This window comes from Klebsiella sp. MISC125 (assembly GCF_051131775.1).
In the GTDB taxonomy this organism is placed as follows: domain Bacteria; phylum Pseudomonadota; class Gammaproteobacteria; order Enterobacterales; family Enterobacteriaceae; genus Klebsiella.
In genome coordinates, this window is sequence record NZ_CP180448.1 from 706,305 (window position 1) to 724,303 (window position 17,999).

The 17,999-nt window shown below is 55.6% G+C and carries 19 protein-coding genes; 7 read left to right on the forward strand and 12 right to left on the reverse strand.

Translation table 11 applies throughout. The features are described from left to right. Positions 1 to 6: 6 nt before the first annotated feature. The 3 genes from mdcA to ACMYSL_RS03400 all read right to left on the reverse strand — a co-directional run bounded on the left by mdcA (position 7) and on the right by ACMYSL_RS03400 (position 3,941). Complete coding sequence (mdcA, locus tag ACMYSL_RS03390; protein ID WP_434661360.1) at positions 7 to 1,674, reverse strand: malonate decarboxylase subunit alpha; 1,668 nt, start codon at positions 1,672 to 1,674, stop codon at positions 7 to 9. Positions 1,675 to 1,687: 13 nt separating this feature from the next. After that, on the reverse strand, positions 1,688 to 2,896 hold the full coding sequence (gene madB, locus ACMYSL_RS03395; RefSeq protein ID WP_110272887.1) for a Na+-transporting malonate decarboxylase, carboxybiotin decarboxylase subunit: 1,209 nt from the start codon (positions 2,894 to 2,896) through the stop codon (positions 1,688 to 1,690). A gap of 154 nt (positions 2,897 to 3,050) precedes the next feature. Continuing rightward, a complete protein-coding gene (locus ACMYSL_RS03400) occupies positions 3,051 to 3,941 on the reverse strand; it encodes a triphosphoribosyl-dephospho-CoA synthase (protein WP_434661361.1) in 891 nt (296 codons plus the stop codon). A gap of 555 nt (positions 3,942 to 4,496) precedes the next feature. Between ACMYSL_RS03400 and ACMYSL_RS03405 the strand changes: the two genes are divergently transcribed. After that, on the forward strand, positions 4,497 to 5,207 hold the full coding sequence (locus ACMYSL_RS03405; protein WP_434661362.1) for a L,D-transpeptidase family protein: 711 nt from the start codon (positions 4,497 to 4,499) through the stop codon (positions 5,205 to 5,207). Between the two features lie 43 nt (positions 5,208 to 5,250). Here the strand turns inward: ACMYSL_RS03405 and ACMYSL_RS03410 are convergent, their stop codons facing one another. The 3 genes from ACMYSL_RS03410 to ubiU form a co-directional block, all read right to left on the reverse strand. After that, entirely contained in the window at positions 5,251 to 6,258 is a 1,008-nt protein-coding gene (locus tag ACMYSL_RS03410) for a luciferase-like monooxygenase (RefSeq protein WP_434661363.1), read from the reverse strand. A gap of 143 nt (positions 6,259 to 6,401) precedes the next feature. Next, entirely contained in the window at positions 6,402 to 7,280 is an 879-nt protein-coding gene (locus ACMYSL_RS03415) for a U32 family peptidase (protein WP_185928572.1), read from the reverse strand. A gap of 8 nt (positions 7,281 to 7,288) precedes the next feature. Further along, positions 7,289 to 8,284 (reverse strand): ubiquinone anaerobic biosynthesis protein UbiU, encoded by a 996-nt coding sequence (gene ubiU, locus ACMYSL_RS03420; protein WP_049014787.1) that lies wholly within the window; start codon positions 8,282 to 8,284, stop codon positions 7,289 to 7,291. Between the two features lie 221 nt (positions 8,285 to 8,505). Here ubiU and ubiT point away from each other — a divergent pair, with 221 nt between their 5' ends. Both ubiT and ACMYSL_RS03430 read left to right on the forward strand, forming a co-directional pair. Beyond that, positions 8,506 to 9,030, forward strand: coding sequence for a ubiquinone anaerobic biosynthesis accessory factor UbiT (gene ubiT, locus ACMYSL_RS03425; protein ID WP_112213587.1), 525 nt, complete (start codon positions 8,506 to 8,508; stop codon positions 9,028 to 9,030). Beyond that, entirely contained in the window at positions 9,024 to 9,527 is a 504-nt protein-coding gene (locus ACMYSL_RS03430) for a GNAT family N-acetyltransferase (RefSeq protein WP_181484746.1), read from the forward strand. The genes ubiT and ACMYSL_RS03430 overlap by 7 nt, the downstream gene beginning before the upstream one ends. On the opposite strand, the gene ACMYSL_RS03435 is transcribed toward ACMYSL_RS03430, so the two are convergent. Continuing rightward, positions 9,514 to 9,798, reverse strand: a complete 285-nt coding sequence (locus ACMYSL_RS03435; protein WP_110272894.1) for a GIY-YIG nuclease family protein — start codon at positions 9,796 to 9,798, stop codon at positions 9,514 to 9,516. The genes ACMYSL_RS03430 and ACMYSL_RS03435 overlap by 14 nt on opposite strands. 55 nt (positions 9,799 to 9,853) lie before the next feature. Here ACMYSL_RS03435 and ACMYSL_RS03440 point away from each other — a divergent pair, with 55 nt between their 5' ends. From ACMYSL_RS03440 to ACMYSL_RS03450, 3 genes are all read left to right on the forward strand, one after another. Continuing rightward, a complete protein-coding gene (locus ACMYSL_RS03440; protein ID WP_434661364.1) occupies positions 9,854 to 10,291 on the forward strand; it encodes a YhbP family protein in 438 nt (145 codons plus the stop codon). Positions 10,292 to 10,381: 90 nt separating this feature from the next. Then, the gene (locus ACMYSL_RS03445; RefSeq protein ID WP_434663932.1) at positions 10,382 to 11,026 is read left to right on the forward strand and encodes an NAD(P)H-binding protein; all 645 of its coding nucleotides are present in this window, start codon (positions 10,382 to 10,384) and stop codon (positions 11,024 to 11,026) included. A gap of 46 nt (positions 11,027 to 11,072) precedes the next feature. Continuing rightward, positions 11,073 to 12,113 (forward strand): permease, encoded by a 1,041-nt coding sequence (locus tag ACMYSL_RS03450; RefSeq protein WP_434661365.1) that lies wholly within the window; start codon positions 11,073 to 11,075, stop codon positions 12,111 to 12,113. Between the two features lie 168 nt (positions 12,114 to 12,281). Here the strand turns inward: ACMYSL_RS03450 and dolP are convergent, their stop codons facing one another. From dolP to ACMYSL_RS03470, 4 genes are read right to left on the reverse strand one after another with little or no spacing between them, the layout of a single operon-like run. Further along, complete coding sequence (gene dolP / locus ACMYSL_RS03455; RefSeq protein WP_110272898.1) at positions 12,282 to 12,857, reverse strand: division/outer membrane stress-associated lipid-binding lipoprotein; 576 nt, start codon at positions 12,855 to 12,857, stop codon at positions 12,282 to 12,284. Positions 12,858 to 12,866: 9 nt separating this feature from the next. Then, positions 12,867 to 13,457, reverse strand: a complete 591-nt coding sequence (gene diaA, locus ACMYSL_RS03460) for a DnaA initiator-associating protein DiaA (protein WP_110272899.1) — start codon at positions 13,455 to 13,457, stop codon at positions 12,867 to 12,869. Positions 13,458 to 13,479: 22 nt separating this feature from the next. Then, the gene (locus tag ACMYSL_RS03465) at positions 13,480 to 13,866 is read right to left on the reverse strand and encodes a YraN family protein (protein ID WP_112213594.1); all 387 of its coding nucleotides are present in this window, start codon (positions 13,864 to 13,866) and stop codon (positions 13,480 to 13,482) included. Further along, entirely contained in the window at positions 13,824 to 15,929 is a 2,106-nt protein-coding gene (locus ACMYSL_RS03470) for a penicillin-binding protein activator (protein WP_434661367.1), read from the reverse strand. Before ACMYSL_RS03470 ends, ACMYSL_RS03465 begins: the two co-directional genes overlap by 43 nt. 63 nt (positions 15,930 to 15,992) lie before the next feature. On the opposite strand from ACMYSL_RS03470, the gene rsmI reads away from it, so the two are divergent. Beyond that, positions 15,993 to 16,853 (forward strand): 16S rRNA (cytidine(1402)-2'-O)-methyltransferase, encoded by an 861-nt coding sequence (gene rsmI / locus ACMYSL_RS03475; RefSeq protein WP_142515457.1) that lies wholly within the window; start codon positions 15,993 to 15,995, stop codon positions 16,851 to 16,853. A 52-nt stretch (positions 16,854 to 16,905) separates the two neighbouring features. On the opposite strand, the gene ACMYSL_RS03480 is transcribed toward rsmI, so the two are convergent. Next, positions 16,906 to 17,991 (reverse strand): fimbrial protein, encoded by a 1,086-nt coding sequence (locus ACMYSL_RS03480; RefSeq protein ID WP_434661368.1) that lies wholly within the window; start codon positions 17,989 to 17,991, stop codon positions 16,906 to 16,908. Positions 17,992 to 17,999: the final 8 nt, after the last annotated feature.

A 17,999-nucleotide genomic window follows, 5' to 3' on the forward strand; every position in this document is an offset into this window, starting at 1 on the left:
ATTCCCTTACCAGTTACGGAATCGAGCAGGAGGGTTGTACAGACCGCCGGACCACTCGACCAAATCACGAATACTCTTCGCCGCCAGCATCTGGCGGTTGGCGCGGCGTCTGTCGATGCCTAAATCTTCCGGCGTTTGCACAATACCGGCGTCGCGTAGCGCTTGCGTTTGCACCGGATCGGCGGCAAGGCCGATATCGGTGTATCCCGCTACGGCGCGAATTGCCGCCATCCGCTGTTCCAACCCTTCGCAGCGATGCAGGTGGGCTAGCCCCTCTTCGGTGAGCACGTGGGTGACGTCATCGGCGTAAACCATCACCGGCGGTAGGGCGAGACCGGCTTTTTCCGCCAGTTCCCAGGCGTCCAGTTTGTCGACGAAAGCAGGCTGGCGCTTCTCGCGGAAGGTCTCCTGCATCTGCACTACAAGGCGCTTGCCGCGCGGCATATCGCCAATCAACTGCTGCTGGGTGGCCTTGAACTCTTCGCCGCACTTAAGCCAGGATTGGGTGACGTGGCGGCGGCCTTTGGCATCGCAGCCCATATTCGGCGCGCCGCCAAAACCGGAAACGCGGCTGGCGGTGGCGGTGCTGCTGTTGCCGTACTTGTCGATTTGCAGGGTGCCGCCGATAAACATATCCAGCGCGTAGTGTCCGGCGGCCTGGGCGAAGGCGCGGTTAGAGCGCAGGGTGCCGTCCTGACCGATGTAAAACACGTCCGGGCGCTCAGCGACGTATTTTTCCATTCCCAGCTCGCCGCCGAAGCAGTGTACCGACTGGATCCATCCGCTTTCGATCGCCGGGATCAGCGTCGGATGCGGGTTCAGTACCATGTGAGTACAGACTTTGCCTTTTAGCCCCAACTCTTCGCCGTAGGTCGGCAGCAGCAGTTCAATAGCGGAGGTGAAGAAGCCGATGCCGTGGTTAATACGCTCAACGCCGTATTCGGCATAGATACCCTTAAGCGCCATCATCGCCATCAGTACGTGGGTATCGGTGATCAGCGCTGGATCGCGGGTGAATAGCGGCTCGACGTAGAATGGACGCGGCGCTTCGATAACCGCATTCACCCAGTCGCCGGGAATATCGACGCGCGGCACTTTATCGACGATCTTATTCACCTGGGCGATAACGATCCCCTGGCGGAAGTGAGTCGCTTCGGCGATCACTGGCGTATCTTCGGTGTTGAAGCCGGTGTAGAGGTTGCCGTCTTTGTCCGCTTCAAACGCCGTGATCAGCGAAACTCGCGGCGTGAGATCGACAAAATAGCGGCTGAACAGTTCCAGATAGGTATGGATCGCCCCGAGCTTGATTTTGCCCTGCTGGATAAGCTGCGCCAGACGCCCATCCTGCGGTCCGGCATAGGCGAAATCGAGCTTTTCAGCGATGCCTTTCTCGAACAGATCGAGGTGTGAACTGAGCGGCACCGACGACTGCACCATATGTAGCCCGGAGATCTTTTCCACATCTACTTTACACAGACACTCGGCGAGAAAATCCGCCTGCTTCTGGTTGTTGCCCTCAATATTCACGCGATCAAAACTTCGGATAACCGCTTCCAGCGCGGCGACGGTATCACCGGAATCGATAATCTTCCCATCACGGAAATACGGAGCCAGAAGGTTCAGGCGCTGCACCGTATCATCCTTAAGTTGATGCCAGTTGTGCTCTTTAAGCATGTTTTTAACTCCCTTATTTCAGAAGGAATAGCGTGGAGATAAAGACCCCGGTGGCGATGGCCGACACAATCAGGCCACTGACGCCCGCGCCCATTGCCAGCGGCAGAATGACGGCGTAAGGGTTTTCATGGCTGACTTCTTTCTGTGCGATTTTGGCGGTGGTCGGCAGGCACGAAACCCCCGCGATACCGATAGCCGGGTTGTAGCGTCCTTTCGAGATAAGCCAGATAAACCAGCCGCCAAGCAGGGCGCTAATTGCTGAGATAGCCAGCGCGCCGATACCGAGGATCAGGATGATGCCGACTTTCGGGTCAAGAATGGTTTGCGCTTCGCACAGCGTGCCGAGCAGCAGGCCAAGGAACAGCGTTGCGGTGTAGGTCAGGGTGGATTCAAGCAGCTTCTGGAACGGTTCGATCTCGGCTTCTTTAATAGCGATCCCAAGGAAGAACGAAAGGATCAGCGGGGCGGCGACCGGCAACAGCAGGCACAGTAGCAGGCAGGCGCAAACGGTGAAGATGAACTTCGCCTTTTTCGACACCGTCGGATACTCAATATCCACTTCCATCCCGAGGTACTTTTTCGGCACCAGCAGGCGCACCAGATACGGGTAACCGGCATAGGTCAGGCTCAGATATAAGTAGGCGATGATGGCGATAGGAACAAACAGATTCGGTGCCAGAATCAGCGAGGCGAAGAGCACCATCGGGCCGTCGGCACCGCCGATGGTCGCAATAGAGGCCGCTTCATTGGCGGGGAGGCCAAAGACTTCAATGCCCAGCAGTAGTGCGGCAAAGGTACCCGCTTCGGCGAACAGCGCCACAACGATACTGGCCCAGGGGCGGAGCAGAATAAAACTGATGTCGCTCATTGCGCCGATGCCAAAGAAAACGATGCAGGCAATCAGGCCGTTGCTGAAGGTTAAGTTGTACACCGGCTGCAGGAAGTTAATCTGCATCAGGTTCACTAAATCGGTTGGGTCGCTGATCATCGGGTCGAGAATTAAGGTCCCGGTTTGCCCGTCAGCGAGAAACAGTACCCCGGCGTTGACGGCAATCATGCCTAAGCCCATTGGCACCATAATCAGCGGTTCAAGCTTACGACGAAAACCCATCCATGCCAGGGCAAATCCCAGAATGATAAGTAATATTCGCGCGATCGCTATTTTGGGGTCTTCAATAAAAAAGGTGCCGATGCCCGAAAAGAGCTTAACAAAGATATCCATAAAATATATTCCTGATAACGCAAAATAGGGGCGTGTTAGTCGTCGGTGATATTCAGCTTATTCATTACTCTATTAACACCTACAATTATTCCGACAACGGCAAACGAAATAACAATCGTCATGCCATAAGTTAATAACGTATATAAATAGATACTCATATTTCTTCCTTTGTAGGATCCTCATGCGATTGATGGCAAAGAAAATACATGGCCAGGCTCAGTGCTAATAAGTCTGCTGACCCGCCTGGGCTGACCCATTTGTCCAGGCACCATGCATTAAATTCGTTAAGCTCATGTTCGATACCGGGATGGCTCATTCCTCCCTGGTTCACCAGACGCTGCGCACGTTGTTTCATCTCATCCAACACGTGATGGCCCGCGCGCGAAATCACCGTCGTATCATCGCAGCACGCCATCAGCGCGAGTAGCGTATGGATCAGCGCTTCACGCCAGCTAAACCCCAGAGAGAGTGCCTGATGCAGTGCAGGAAGCCCGATATGGCAGACCAGCGGAAAGCCCTGTTCCGCCTCGCCGCGCACGCCGGTCACACCAAACTCCAGGTATAGTTTCTCGCCGTGGGTTTGTGCTGAACGATGGGCGAGCGCGGCGAAATCATTGCGGCAGAGATCGAGGCACAGACCGGCGACGCACTGGCTTAATGACTCGCGAGTAAGCGGTTGGTTCTGGCCTTTTAGCCAACCAGCGGCGGCGGCCAGAACAGCCCCGGCAAAGAGAATGCCGCGCTGGGTATTTACCTGTCGGGTAGATTGCAGCAGCGTGGCTTCGTATTGAATTCCGATAAGGCGTACCTTGGGAAATAGATCAGCCAGCGAGCCCTGATGATATTCTCCGGCCTGCGCGCAAGCTTGAAAACAGGGGGCGATGGCCGAGGTGCTGGTAATAAACAGCCAGATATCCATATCGTTATGCGCACCTTGAGAATGCGGTGTCACCAGGCCCGGTTTCGGCCAGGCGCAGACCTCCATTAACAGTGCTTTTAATAAGCACTCACCGATCCTTATTGCATTGACGGTTGGTTGGTTCATGGCGTTTCTCTTTCTGCGCGTTCATTTATGGGAAATAAAGCAAGAGAGAAAGTAACATTGCTATTTTTAGAGAACAATTACGCTCGGGGTAACGTAATTACGCTCAACGTAACCAGAAGAGGGAAATGGAGTGATAAGAATGAGGGCGGTCACAATTTGTCATTTGCGACAAGAGAAAATGCAGCCCGCTTCACGCTTTCGGTGGCGTTACATTTTATTATGTGTGAGTGAATTTGTTACTTATGTTTAATGTTTATGATAATTAAATAAGAGTGAAACGTTATCGTGGGTTATTTAATATCGGGCGATGTTTGTATCTGAAACCATCCTGTAGGGAGTGTGCCGGACCGGATACAGCGGCGTTGTGTGTTCGGATTTGCGGGGCCTGTAGCCCGGACAGATGCGCAGCATCGCCTCCGGGAAACAGCGCGCAACGGAACTTCCGCTTTTCTTCCCTGGTGGTGTCTGAATTTCACGGGGCGCGGATTGATGTGTAGATTTCTGGATGTTATACAACGCGGTCCGGATACGACATACAGGGATGTGTAGTGAATAATGAAGAAGATTATTTTTATTATTGCTGTTGCGATTGTCATTACGTTGCTAGCCTGGCGCAAGTCGCCCGAGAGGAGTGAAACGGCAATCTTCCTGCCGCGGGAGACGACAAGTTCAGCGTCAACAGTCAAAAAAACGATTCATCCCGGCGATCGCCTGTTTGTGCGTATTCTGAAGGCGGAAGATAAACTGGAAATGTGGTTCAGTAGGGATGGGCAACCCTATGAACTTTATAAGACCTGGATCATCTGCGCCTGGTCCGGCGGGCTGGGGCCGAAAAAGGCTGAAGGAGATGGCAAAAGTCCGGAAGGGTTTTACGCCACGAACAAAGCGCTACTGAATCCTAACAGTCGTTATCACTTGTCCTTTAACATCGGTTACCCCAACGCTTATGACCGGGCTAACGGTTTTACCGGCAGTTTTATTATGGTTCACGGAAACTGCGTTTCGGCGGGCTGCTACGCGATGACCGATGCCGGAATTGAAGAGATCTATAGCCTGGCGGCACAAGCGTTGAACAGCGGGCAGAAAACTATTCCGGTTTATATTTTTCCGTTCGCCATGACAGAGCAGAATATGCAGCGTGCTGCGGACTGGCCGGAAGCGACGTTTTGGCGTTCGTTAAAACCGGCGTACGATTATTTTGAGAAATATCGGCGGATACCTGAAATCCGGGTGGTGAATCGGCGTTATACCATCTCTGCACTGTAACGTTCAGGCGGGGCTAGAGTATGCCGCCGCCTTCCGAATAGCCTTACCCGAGAAGCTCTTCTTTCACCTGCATCGCCAAATCAAATGAATGCAGGCGTGCCTGATTATCGAAGATTTGGCCGTTGACCATGATTTCATCGGCCTGAGTTTCTCGCAGGATGGACTCCAGCCCGTGGCGGATTTTCGCCTTATCACCCACCAGCGACATGCTCAGCGCCTGCTGGACGCCATATTGTTCAGAGGCAGACCACAGCTGATGCATATTTTGCACCGGAGGTGGCAGCTGTCCGGCTTCGCCGCGGCGTAGTTTAACAAACGCCTGTTGCATCGAGGTGAACAGGAATTCCGCATCTCTGTCGCTGTCGGCAGCAATAATGTTAATGCACACCATGGCGTACGGCTTCTCTAACCGTTCCGACGGTTTGAAATGAGAGCGATAGAGATGCAGGGCCTGGAAGAGCATATCCGGCGCGAAGTGCGAGGCGAAGGCGAACGGCAGGCCAAGCTGGGCTGCTAACTGAGCGCTGTACAGGCTGGAACCAAGCAGCCAGACCGGGATCTTCTCGCCATAACCGGGAACCGGGCGCATGTGCGGATTCGGATCGCGAGCGTCAAACCAATCCACCAGCTCCGCGACATCGCGCGGGAAGTTATCAACATCACCGCTCATATGGCGACGCAGCGCGCGCATGGTGGGCTGATCGCTGCCCGGCGCGCGGCCAAGACCAAGATCGATACGTCCGGGATAGAGCGTGTTGAGCGTGCCGAACTGCTCAGCAATCACCAGTGGCGAATGGTTGGGCAGCATTACCCCACCGGAGCCTAAATGTAGGGTGGTGGTATTAGCGGCAAGATAGCCAATCAGTACCGAGGTCGCGGCGCTGGCGATACCAACCATATTATGGTGCTCTGCCAGCCAGTAGCGGTGATAGCCGCGTTTTTCAGCCAGCTGCGCCAGGTCTAATGAATGGGAAAAGGCTTCCTTGGCGGAAGAACCTTGCGGGATCGGCGCCAGATCGAGCACCGAGAACGGAATAGATTTGTCAGTCATAAAGGCTCACTTTGCAACAGCATCGTCATCAGATTGAAGGTCTTCTTCCAGCCTGGCGCATCCGGGATGCACCGGCCAGAAAAGCTGCGACTTTAATAGTGCATTAAAAAGCAGCGATAGCCATTAACAAAGTGAGCGGTATATCAGCTCTGTAATTCCAGCCCGGCGAGGCGTCGCCAGTAACCGTTGCAGTCGCTGTTCGCCGTCAGCGGCAGCGGCGCTGCGCCATTTTCATTGGCGCGGAAGGCGTCCAGCATCGCGAAGGTTTCGTTGCCCAGCGGCGACAGGCGAACCATATCCACCAGCCCGTTCATGGTGCTCAGCTCATTCCCGAGGTTGTAGACGTAGCCGCTCATGGTCTGAATGCCGTTGAGCACGAACACCTGCTGGTTCTCCTGCGAGAGCACGTCGCGCCCGTTGGGGTATTTGATACAGCAGGTTTCGCATTCGTCTTTTGGCCGGTCTTCCGAGCGGGCGGTAAAGCAGCGGGCGGAGTAGGCCAGCGGCAGATGGCCGTAGCTCAGGACCTCAACCTCGAACTGGTTGCGAATGCCCAGCTCGTCACACTGGGTCAGCAGATTCGCCAGCCAGTCGCGTGAAAGCTCAACCGGCATGCACCAGCGAACCATGCCCTGTTTGAGCAGCAGACGCAGGGTGACGGCGTTATAGCAGTTGAGCGCATGGCCGGCGACGAACGGTAGCTTACGCTCTGCGCACAAGTTGACGACGCCAAGGTCGCTGGCTTCAATCAGAAATTCGCCGTTATCAACATAGCGCTTCAGTTCGCCCAGTTCAGAGGAGGCCTGCACCAGCGCGAGGGTAGAAAGCACCACCTGTTTGCCGCTGCCCGCCAGCGTTTTCGCCATCTCGATCCAGTCGCCGACCTTGGTGGCACGGCGTTTGCTGCATACCGCTTCGCCGAGATAAATCGTATCCGCGCTGGAGCCTGCCGCCTGCTGGTAAAAATCTTCCAGCGTCTCTTTTGACCAGTAGTAGAGCACTGGCCCTAATGAATATTTCATTGCTGTTCTCACTGCCATTTACGGTGATAAGCGCCAAGGGTGGTTTGCGTCCCTTCGGACATGGAACCGAGGGTTTCCATCCACGCTGATTGCGGCACGAAGTTCTGCGGATCGGCTTTGCAGCGGTCGATCGCTTGACGCCAGACTTTTGCCACCTGGGTGACGTACGCCGGGCTGCGCTGGCGGCCTTCGATTTTCACTGAGGCGATATTTGCTGCCATTAGTTCCGGCAGCAGCTCGAGGGTATTCAGGCTGGTGGGCTCTTCCAGTGCGTGATAGCGCTCGCCGTCGACCAGATAACGGCCTTTACACAGCGTCGGATAACCGGCATTTTCACCATCCTGATAGCGGTCTATCAGCACTTCGTTAAGACGTGATTCCAGCCCTTGCGGTGTTTGCTGCCAGCGAACGAAACGCGCGGGTGAGCAGGCGCCGACGGTATTTGGTGATTCACCGGTCAGGTATGAGGAGAGATAGCAGCGGCCTTCCGCCATGATGCACAGGCTACCGAAAGCGAAAACCTCCAGCGGTACCGGCGTGGCGCGCGCCAGTTGTTTGACCTGATGAATCGACAGGACGCGCGGCAGCACCACGCGGGCAACGTCAAAATTGCGATGATAAAACTTCACTGCCTCTTCGTTGGTGGCCGAGGCCTGAACGGAGACGTGTCGCTCAATATGCGGATAGCGCTCGGCGGCGTACTCCAGCATTGCGATATCGGCGAGGATTAGCGCGTCGGCCCCGAGTTGGGCTGCCATGTCGACTGCACGCTGCCAGCGGGCATAGCCATCAGGATGAGCAAAGGTGTTGATGGCAATATGCAGCTTACGGCGATGCTGATGCACAAAGCTGACGGCTTCCTGCAGTTTCTTTTCGGTGAAATTAAGGCCGGCAAAGTGGCGAGCGTTGGTGTCATCTTTCAGCCCGATATAGACGGCATCGGCGCCGTTTTCGATGGCCGCCTTAAGCGCCGGAAGGTTACCGGCTGGGCAGAGCAGCTCCATAATTTTTCCTGAAAAACGCGGCCCGTCAGGGACGCTGGATGGTTAATGAGCAGGGATTTTAGTTAACCTTCTGGTGACAATTTTTGATTTGAGGCAGTTAAAAGCGTATTGGCGGAATCAATACCAGGTACCCGACATTGTGATTTTGTTGATTTACGCCGCTATGTCGTTTATTTGATATGGCACAATAGAGGAACTATTGCATTCATGGAGTAAAGCTTGTGTTGGATAAACTGCGTTCCAAACTGGTTCACTTTGGCCCGTCAATGATGAGCGTGCCGGTTAAGCTGGCGCCTTTTGCCCTCAAGCGCCAGGTGCTGGAACAAGTATTAAGCTGGCAGTTTCGTCAGGCGCTGGCGGATGGGGAACTGGATTTTCTCGAGGGGCGCTGGTTAAGTATTAATGTGCGTGATATCGGCCTGCTGTGGTATACCTCGGTTGTTGACGGTCGTCTGGTGGTGAGTCCTACGGCTGAAGCTGACGTCAGCTTTAGCGCCGATGCCAGCGATCTGCTGATGATTGCTGCGCGTAAGCAGGATCCGGATACACTGTTCTTCCAGCGTCGGCTGGTTATCGAAGGCGATACCGAGCTGGGACTGTATGTAAAAAACCTGATGGATGCCATTGAGCTGGAGCAGATGCCAAAAGCGCTGCGCGTGATGCTGCTACAGTTGGCGGATTTTGTTGAAGCTGGCCTGAAAGGCCCGCGGAAACCTGAACAGACATCGGTAGGTGAGGCATGCTGATTCGAGTAGAGATTGGGATTGATGCACCGGGAATCGACGCGTTATTGCGCCGCACCTTCGGCAGCGATGCGGAAGCCGATCTGGTGCACAGTCTGCGTGAAGATGGCTTGATCACGCTGGGCGTGGTGGCGACGGATGACGAAGGTCAGGTCGTGGGCTATGTGGCCTTTAGCCCGGTCGCCGTTGAAGGCGAAGAGCTACAGTGGGTTGGTCTTGCACCGTTGGCGGTGGATGAAAGCTACCGTGGTCAGGGCATTGGGCGTCAGCTGGTTTACGAAGGGCTGGATTCACTCAATGAGTTTGGCTATGCCGCCGTGGTAACGCTTGGCGACCCGGCGCTGTATGGTCGCCTGGGCTTTGAAGCCGCCGCTAATTTTGACCTGCGCTGCCGCTGGCCGGATACCGCCGAGGCTTTCCAGGTCCATCGCCTGGCCGATGACGCGCTGGAAGGCGTGCACGGACTGGTTGAGTATAGCGATCACTTTAACCGCTTCTGAGACCCTCCAGCAGAGTCTCAAACGAACCATCTCCAGCAACGAGGCGTTCTTTCTGGCGCTTCGTTAGCTGCTTGATTCGATACTCCAGCCGCAGCGCTAGTGAGTGTTCACCAACCTCCTGGCTAAAAGCCAGCTGAAGCTCTCCTTTTCCCCGCAACGCTTTCGCTCCCTTGCCATCCTGGTGCTGGCAAAAGCGGCGCGAAACATCGGTGGTAATTCCGGTATAGAGCCGATTATCGGCAGTACGAATCAGATAGAGAAACCAGCACACGGTACCAAGGTCGCTATGTTAAGGTGTGAGCACCATAACATACTGGAGAGTAAAGATGGATACGCTCGCCGCTATCAGCCGCTGGCTGGGCAAGCAGCATGTCGTGACCTGGTGCGTCACCCGCGATGACGAGCTGTGGTGCGCCAATGCCTTTTACGTTTATGACCCGGAAACGGTCGCTTTTTATCTGCTCAGCGATGAAAATACGCGCCATGGTCAAATGACCGGAGTGCGTGCCAAAGTGGCCGGGACGGTCAATGGTCAGCCGAAAACCGTCGCGCTGATCCGCGGCGTGCAGTTTAAAGGTGAAATCCGCCTGCTGGCAGGTGAAGAAGCCGTGGCGATGCGCAAGCGCTACGTCAGCCGCTTCCCGGTAGCCCGCATGCTATCGGCCCCGGTGTGGGAGATTCGTCCCGATGAGCTTAAGTTTACCGATAACACGCTCGGCTTTGGTAAGAAGCTCCATTGGCTGCGTGATTCTCCAGCTCAGTAACCTCCGTTTTGGCGTGCAGATCCCTCCGTTTACGACATACTTTTGCTAAGCCGTCCGCTGTTGAATGACGGGTTAGCTGAAGGAGCAATGATGACTCAGGTACTGATAACCGGGGCTACCGGACTGGTTGGTGGGCACTTACTTCGAATGTTGGTTCAGGAGCCGCGAATCGCCGCGATAACTGCGCCAACTCGTCGTCCGCTAGCTGATGCACAAGGAATTCTCAATCCGCACGATCCGCAATTAAGCGACGCGCTGGCGCAGGTTGTCGATCCGGTGGATATCGTTTTTTGCTGCCTGGGAACGACGCTGCGGGAGGCGGGCAGTAAAGAGGCATTTATTCATGCTGATTATACGCTGGTGGTCGATACTGCGCTGACAGGGCTTCGACTGGGCGCGAAGCATATGTTGGTGGTTAGCGCGATGGGGGCCGATCCGCATTCAATGTTTTTCTACAATCGCGTCAAGGGCGAGATGGAACAGGCCCTGCGTGCCCAGGCATGGCCGCAGCTAACCTTTGCCCGTCCCTCCATGCTGCTTGGGGATCGTCAGAAGAAGCGGGGCAATGAAGTGGTGTTGGCACCGCTTTTTCGTCTGCTGCCGGGCAACTGGAAGTCAATCGATGCTCGTGACGTCGCGCGAGCAATGCTCGCTGAAGCCCTTAATCCCTCAGCAGAAGGCGTCACCATTCTGCCATCAGCAAAACTGCGTGAAATCGCTGCCCGCGAGGCGTAGTATTCAGCGCTTCAATTTATAAGCTCACTCTTTGCTGGGGAATGCTATGGCTGGTCAGTCTTCATCTCAGGCGGCATCATCGTTTCAATGGTGGAAACCCGCGCTCTTTTTTCTCGTCGTTATCATCGGCCTGTGGTTCGTCAAATGGCAGCCCTATTACGGTAAAGCATTTACCGCGGCCGAGACGCACAGCATCGGCAAATCCATTCTTGCCAATAGCGATGCCAATCCCTTACATGCGGCCTGGGACTACGCGCTAGTTTATTTCCTTGCAGTATGGAAAGCGGCGGTATTAGGTGTACTGCTGGGGTCGTTAATTCAGGTGCTGATTCCCCGCAACTGGCTGCTGCGCACGCTAGGACAATCACGTTTTCTCGGTACGCTGCTTGGGGCGGTCTTTTCGCTGCCTGGTATGATGTGCACCTGCTGCGCCGCGCCGGTGGCGGCGGGAATGCGTAAGCAGCAGGTCTCGATGGGCGGCGCGCTGGCATTCTGGATGGGTAACCCGTTGCTCAATCCCGCGACCCTGGTGTTTATGGCTTTTGTGCTGGGCTGGCAGTTTGCATTGATTCGGTTAGTCGCCGGGTTGGCGACCGTGCTGGTGGTGGCAACGCTGGTGCAGAAATGGGTAAAAGAGGCGGCGACGCAGCCCTCTAAGGTACCTGAGTTGCCGATGGAAACGACGCAGGATGGTTTCTTCAGCCGCTGGCTGCGTGCACTGTGGACGCTGTTCTGGAATACGATCCCGCTCTATATCCTGGCGGTGCTGGTGCTGGGAGCCGCACGGGTGTGGCTATTCCCGCATGCCGATGGCGTCGTTGATAATACGCTGTTCTGGGTGATAGCGATGGCGATTGCGGGCTGCCTGTTTGTTATCCCGACGGCGGCGGAGATCCCTATCGTTCAGACCATGATGCTGGCGGGAATGGACGTCGCGCCCGCGCTGGCGCTGCTCATCACGTTGCCTGCGGTTAGCGTGCCGTCGTTGGTTATGCTGCGTAAAGCGTTTCCGGCGAAGGCGCTGTGGTTGACCGGTGGATTGGTGGCGCTATGCGGCGCGGTGGTCGGCGGGCTGGCATTAATCTGATGGTTTCCCGGAGGCTGCGCGTAGCGCCAGCCGGGCTACGTGACAGCAGACGATGATGAACTTGTAGCCCCGGTAAGGCGTTAGCCGACACCGGGGAGATAATCAGAAGCCACATTGGATGTGGTTTCCCGGAGGCGGTGCGTAGCGCCAGCCGGGATGCATTAGGGCTTATTTGATATAGGTAAAGGCGGTTGTCACGCGAGATACGCCGCTCACCCGGCTGGCGATATCCGCCGCCGCGCGTCCTTCACGATCGGTCACCAGACCCATCAGGAACACTTCACCGTTTTCGGTCGTCACTTTCACGTTGGATGATTTCACCTGGTCGGTCGTCAGCAGCTGGGAGCGGACCTTGGTGGTAATCCAGGTATCCGAAGAGGCGGTACCTAAGCCGATCGGCTGGCCCGAACGCACTTCGTTAAACACTTCCGTTGTCCCTTCAACACCCATAGCAATTTGCTTGGCACGGGCAGAGAGGTCGGCGACCGGAGTTTGCCCGGTTAACAGAACTTTCCCCTGGTACGCGGTAACGTTAATACGAGCTTGTTTTTTGATTTGTTCATCTTTCGACAAGGCGCTGTTGACGCGCAGCTCAAGCGTACTGTCATCAACCTGAGTCCCCACTGAACGCGGGTCCGTCGCGGCTTTTGTGCCAACGGCTGCCGTTCCGACTACCGCTGCAGCAACGCATCCCTGAAGCAGTAGCGCAGAAAGCAGAATGGCGAGGGGCGAGAGAGCCTTCATGTGTTCTCCTTAATCGTCCTGGTGTGGAAAAAGCGTGTTATCAATCAAATCACACAAACAATTGACGGTGAGCATGTGCATTTCCTGAATTCGCGCGCTGCGATGCGAGGGAATACGGATTTCGACATCCTGCTGACCCAGCAGGCCGGCCAGTTCACCGCCGTCATAACCGGTAAACGCCACGATAGTCATATCGCGGGTGACCGCCGCTTCCACGGCTTTCACGATATCCCGGCTGTTGCCGCGCGTAGAAATCGCCAGCAGTACGTCGCCAGCGTGTCCCAACGCGCGCACCTGCTTGGCGTAGATTTCGTCGTGCAGGCGATCGTTGGCAATCGCGGTTAAGACCACATTATCGGCATTTAGTGCAATGGCAGGTAAACCAGGGCGCTCGGTTTCAAAACGATTAATCATGCTGGCAGCAAAATGCTGTGCGTTGGCGGCGGAAGTACCATTACCACAACAGAGGATTTTGTTGCCGTTCAACAGCGACTGGACGAGCGTCATAGCCGCACGGGAGATGGCGTCCGGGAGTGCTTCCGCTGCTGCAATTTGGGTTTGAATGCTTTCGGTGAAGCAGGCTTTAATTCTATCGAGCACGGGATCCCTTAATTCATATACGCTATTCGCCAAAGGCGTTTTTTAGCCATTGGATGTCGTTTCCGGTGAAGGCTACCACATCGAAACGGCAATCCACAGTCTCAAAACTCCCATTATGTCGGGAGAGCCACAGACGCGCGGCTTTGAGCAGTTTTTGTTGCTTTTGCGGCGTGACGCTGGCGGCGGCATCGCCGTAGTTTGCGCTGCGACGATAGCGCACTTCCACAAACACGGTGACGCTGCCGTCACGCATGATGAGGTCAATCTCGCCGCCGCGTTCATGAACGTTAGCGGCGATAAAACGCAGACCCTGGCTCTCCAGCCAGCGGCGAGCCTGGATTTCCCAGGCATCGCCGGTCTGCTTACTTAGTTGGCTGCGACGATTTGTCCACCCTGGTACTTGAGCCATGACAGTTTCCTGTTGATCACGCAATCCTGCGTGGCCGTGAGATCGCCGGTGTTGCCATTCAATTCAAAGCCGGAAACCTGGCGCATTTGCGAGAAATGGTTGGCCAGCGACCAGGCGTCGGCACCCATGGCATACAGGCGCGCCAGCGAGTAGTCGTTGCGAACGGCGGCTAACGCTTGTTGTTGCAGCGCCGGGTTGCTGCCTGCCAGCATCGGGATCTCGCTATATTGTAAGCCTTCCATCTCCAGACGGAAATCAGGACCTGAAGTGCCCTGAGAGCTGCGGGAGCTGGCATACAGCGTTACGCCGCTTTGGCTACCGTTACGCAGGGCAATCATGGGTTTGATATAGCCAATCTGTTCCGGCGTTGCCAGGATATACGCGGCGTCGACGCTGCCGCCACTGCTGACAGGCACGTCGCTCGGGCTACCCAGGGTGCTATCTTGCGCTGATGGCAGGGTTGATACCGGAGAGCCGCTCAACGAGATACCGCTGTTGACGCTGCCGCGCAGTTCGGCGGTTGAACCTAAACGCTGTTGCAGTACCGTACCGCCGCCCAGCTTCAGCCACTCGTTGGCAAAGGCGCTAACCACCCGATCGCCTAATGCGCCGCGCGGCACCAGAAGCAGCGGAGTCTGCTTGCCCTGATCGTGAATGTGGTGCGCCGCATCGCGGGCTTCATCTTCCGGGGAGAGCGCGAAATAGCAGATATTAGCCCGGCTTTCGACTTTCTCCGGCTGGTTCAGCGCCAGCACGTTCAGTGAAGTATTGCTCTTAATAACATCTTCGACGTTCTCTTTCAGCAGCGGACCAACAACGATGGTTGCGCCGTCCTGCTGCACCTGGGCCAGCAGTTGACTCATCGGCTGGGTGGTGGTGTCGTAAATTTTCAGCTCGGCGGAAGGGTTCGCCGGAGTGGCTGCCACTGTCTGAGTTTGCGGAGCTGTCGTTGCCGGTTGGCTGGTGGTTTCTGCGGTCGCGTCGGTAGTCTGAGGCGTCGAGGACTGGACCGCCGCCGGTGCGGTGACCGGAGCCGCAGTTTGTACCTGGTCGGCTGCCGGGGCCTGTACCGGGGTTTGTGCATTATTGGAGGTGGTGAGATCGGTCACTTCCGCCTGTGACGGACTGACTACTGCGCTATCAGCAACGTTTGCCGCCTGAGCGACCTGAGCAGGCACCGCGCTTCCGGTAACGGCTGGTGCGCCGTTTTTCGCCGCTTCAAAACCCTGCTGGATTGTGCGGCCAAATATCGCCGCCTGACCGTTTAGCGGCAGCAGCAGGGCGATTTTATTGGTCGATGCGGCCTGGTAATTTTGCATATTACCTAACTGCGTGGGCAGCATTTTTGCGCCAGGATTTTGCGGATAGCGGGTCTGCCAGTCTTTAACGCCCGCTTTCAGCATTGTCGGGTCGCTGCGGTTATCAAACCACATGCGCTGCAGATCCAGCCAGCCCTGTAAAACGTTCTCATCGGCGTTAATGACCAGCGCGTTGGCTTGATCCTGGGTCATCGCGGTGAGCGCTGCCCAGGTCGCGTCGATATTCTTCTGCTTTTGCGCAGCCAGGCTCAGCAGCGGCTGTTGGGCAATCAGGGCCCGCAGCAGGTTCAGAGAGGGCTGCCCCTGGCTGGCGTCGATTTGCGCCTGCCAGTAGCGCGGCAGTTGATTTTGCTCAAGGCCTGCTGGGTTGAGTTTGCTCAGCAGCGCCTGCGCGCCCTGGAAATCGTTCTGCGCCAGCTTTACTTCAACCGCCAGCAGCGATTGTTCGCGGCTTTGCGTACTGTTGAGGTTAGACGGTAGCTGATTGAACAGGTCGATGGCCTGCGGTTTCTTACCTTCCTTCAGCAGTGCACGAATGGCGAGTAATTGCCAGTTGGTCTTGCTATCATTCGCGCTTTGCTGCATTTGTTGCAGGTAGTAACTGGAGTCTGCTTGTGCCGTACCCTGCAAATACGCCGTGCTTTGGTCCGGAGTATGGGTGCCGCAGCCAGCAAAGATCAGAGCGGCCAGCAGTACGGGCAGACAACGCACGGGTTTAGAACGAAGAAATGTTGACGGTACCATATGTATCCAGTGATATTTTTTTGGCTCAATGCTCAATATTAAATCGGCAATACGGACGAGACAATGAAACAACACGAATCAGCGGATAATTCTCAGGGACAGCTCTATATTGTACCCACTCCGATAGGAAATCTGTCTGATATCACGCAACGCGCACTGGAAGTGTTGCAAGCCGTTGATTTAGTTGCAGCGGAGGACACTCGCCATACCGGTTTGCTGTTGCAGCATTTCGCGATTAACGCCCGTTTATTTGCGCTTCACGACCATAATGAGCAGCAAAAGGCTGAAACACTTCTGGCGAAATTAAAACAAGGGCAAAACATCGCGCTGGTTTCGGACGCCGGAACGCCATTGATCAACGATCCTGGCTACCATCTGGTGCGCGTTTGCCGTGAAGCCAATATCCGCGTGGTGCCGCTGCCCGGCCCCTGCGCGGCGATCGCGGCGCTGAGTGCTGCCGGGCTGCCTTCGGATCGTTTCTGCTATGAAGGTTTTCTGCCCGCTAAGTCAAAAGGGCGTCGCGATACGCTCAAGGCGCTGGAAGAAGAGCCGCGCACGATTATCTTTTATGAGTCCACTCACCGCTTGCTGGAAAGTCTGGAAGATATCTGCACCGTGTTGGGCGAATCCCGCTACGTGGTGCTGGCGCGCGAGCTGACCAAAACCTGGGAATCGATCCACGGCGCGCCAATCGGCGAGCTGCTGGCGTGGGTGAAAGAGGACGAGAACCGCCGTAAAGGCGAGATGGTGCTGATCGTTGAAGGCTTTAAAGCGCAGGAAGAGGCGCTGCCAGCGGTCGCGCTGCGTACGCTGGCCCTGCTGCAGGCCGAGCTGCCGCTGAAAAAAGCCGCCGCTCTGGCCGCAGAAATTCACGGTGTGAAGAAAAACGCGCTGTATAAGTATGCCCTGGAGCAGCAGGGGTAATATCAGCGACCAGCCGCCTTTTCCTGGCGGGGGCCGGGAAAGGCGGGTTTAGCTACCTTACCGTCGCGGTGAGCGTCACAGAGGCACTAAATGGTCCCGGTTGTAGGACCCCGCCGACCAGGTTAATTGGCCATGCCCTCATTTGAACAGCGCCTGAGGCCGATTTGCCTAACATGAGAGTACCGCCATCAACAGGTTGCATACTGTGTCCCAACTCATCCATCTGGATACCAACGTCTGCGACATTATCTGATTCCCGGCGGCGGGCAGCGACCACGTACTGACTGACGACATCATCACCCTGAGTAATCAGACTGAGCATGTCATCTTTTCCAAACAATGACGTATCTCCGCAATCGTAGGTAATATCAAACTCCACTGGGGTATATCCATCCGGCATTTGGCCTTTGGTAGTGAACTTTGAGGCGCTGATTTGCCCAAGGTCGACCCGAATCACATCGCCTTCGTTGATTTTACAGCTTTGCGGAACGGTAATGCTGCCCTGGAGATACAGACTGGCGACATCTTCGGTTAAACCTCTGGGGTAGGAGGTAGTACTGCTCCAGGCTGCCTTAAGCGTTGCGATATGAGTACTCGGAATCTCCATCCGACCTAAAAAAGCCTTAGAGACGCGAAACGTAATGCTAACGTTACTACCAACGGAGAATGCATCTGCGCGAACATCATCAGGGTCCGCGCTGCACACGCTATTGTTAGTGGAAGCACCAAAAAGACCAGTTCCCTTAACGACTGATATCAGGTCTGTTGGTACCGGGAGCTCCGGTACGCCGGGGACATCGGTGATAACCGTTTTAATATCCAGGTTATCATTTAATTGTTGGTATCCGCTATAGCTGCTCACAGCTAGCGGGGTGGTTGTGGAATAAAAGAGGTTAACCTTGGTAGCAGCAGGGCAGTTACAAGCTATCTTATAGCTGTCGCCTGATGTGGTGCCGGAGGTCAGATCGATAAACGCTCCCTCCACATTTTGCTCTTTCGTCCAGTCATTGGAGAAGCTAGTGGTAAAACTGCCGGGGCTACCTTCGGCTTCGCAGCCGCCCGTCGCCGCACGTGCTGGCATGGTGGCAAAAAGAGCGAGGGCGATGCCGCCGGTGATAATATAAATCGAATTTTTCATGGTTTTAT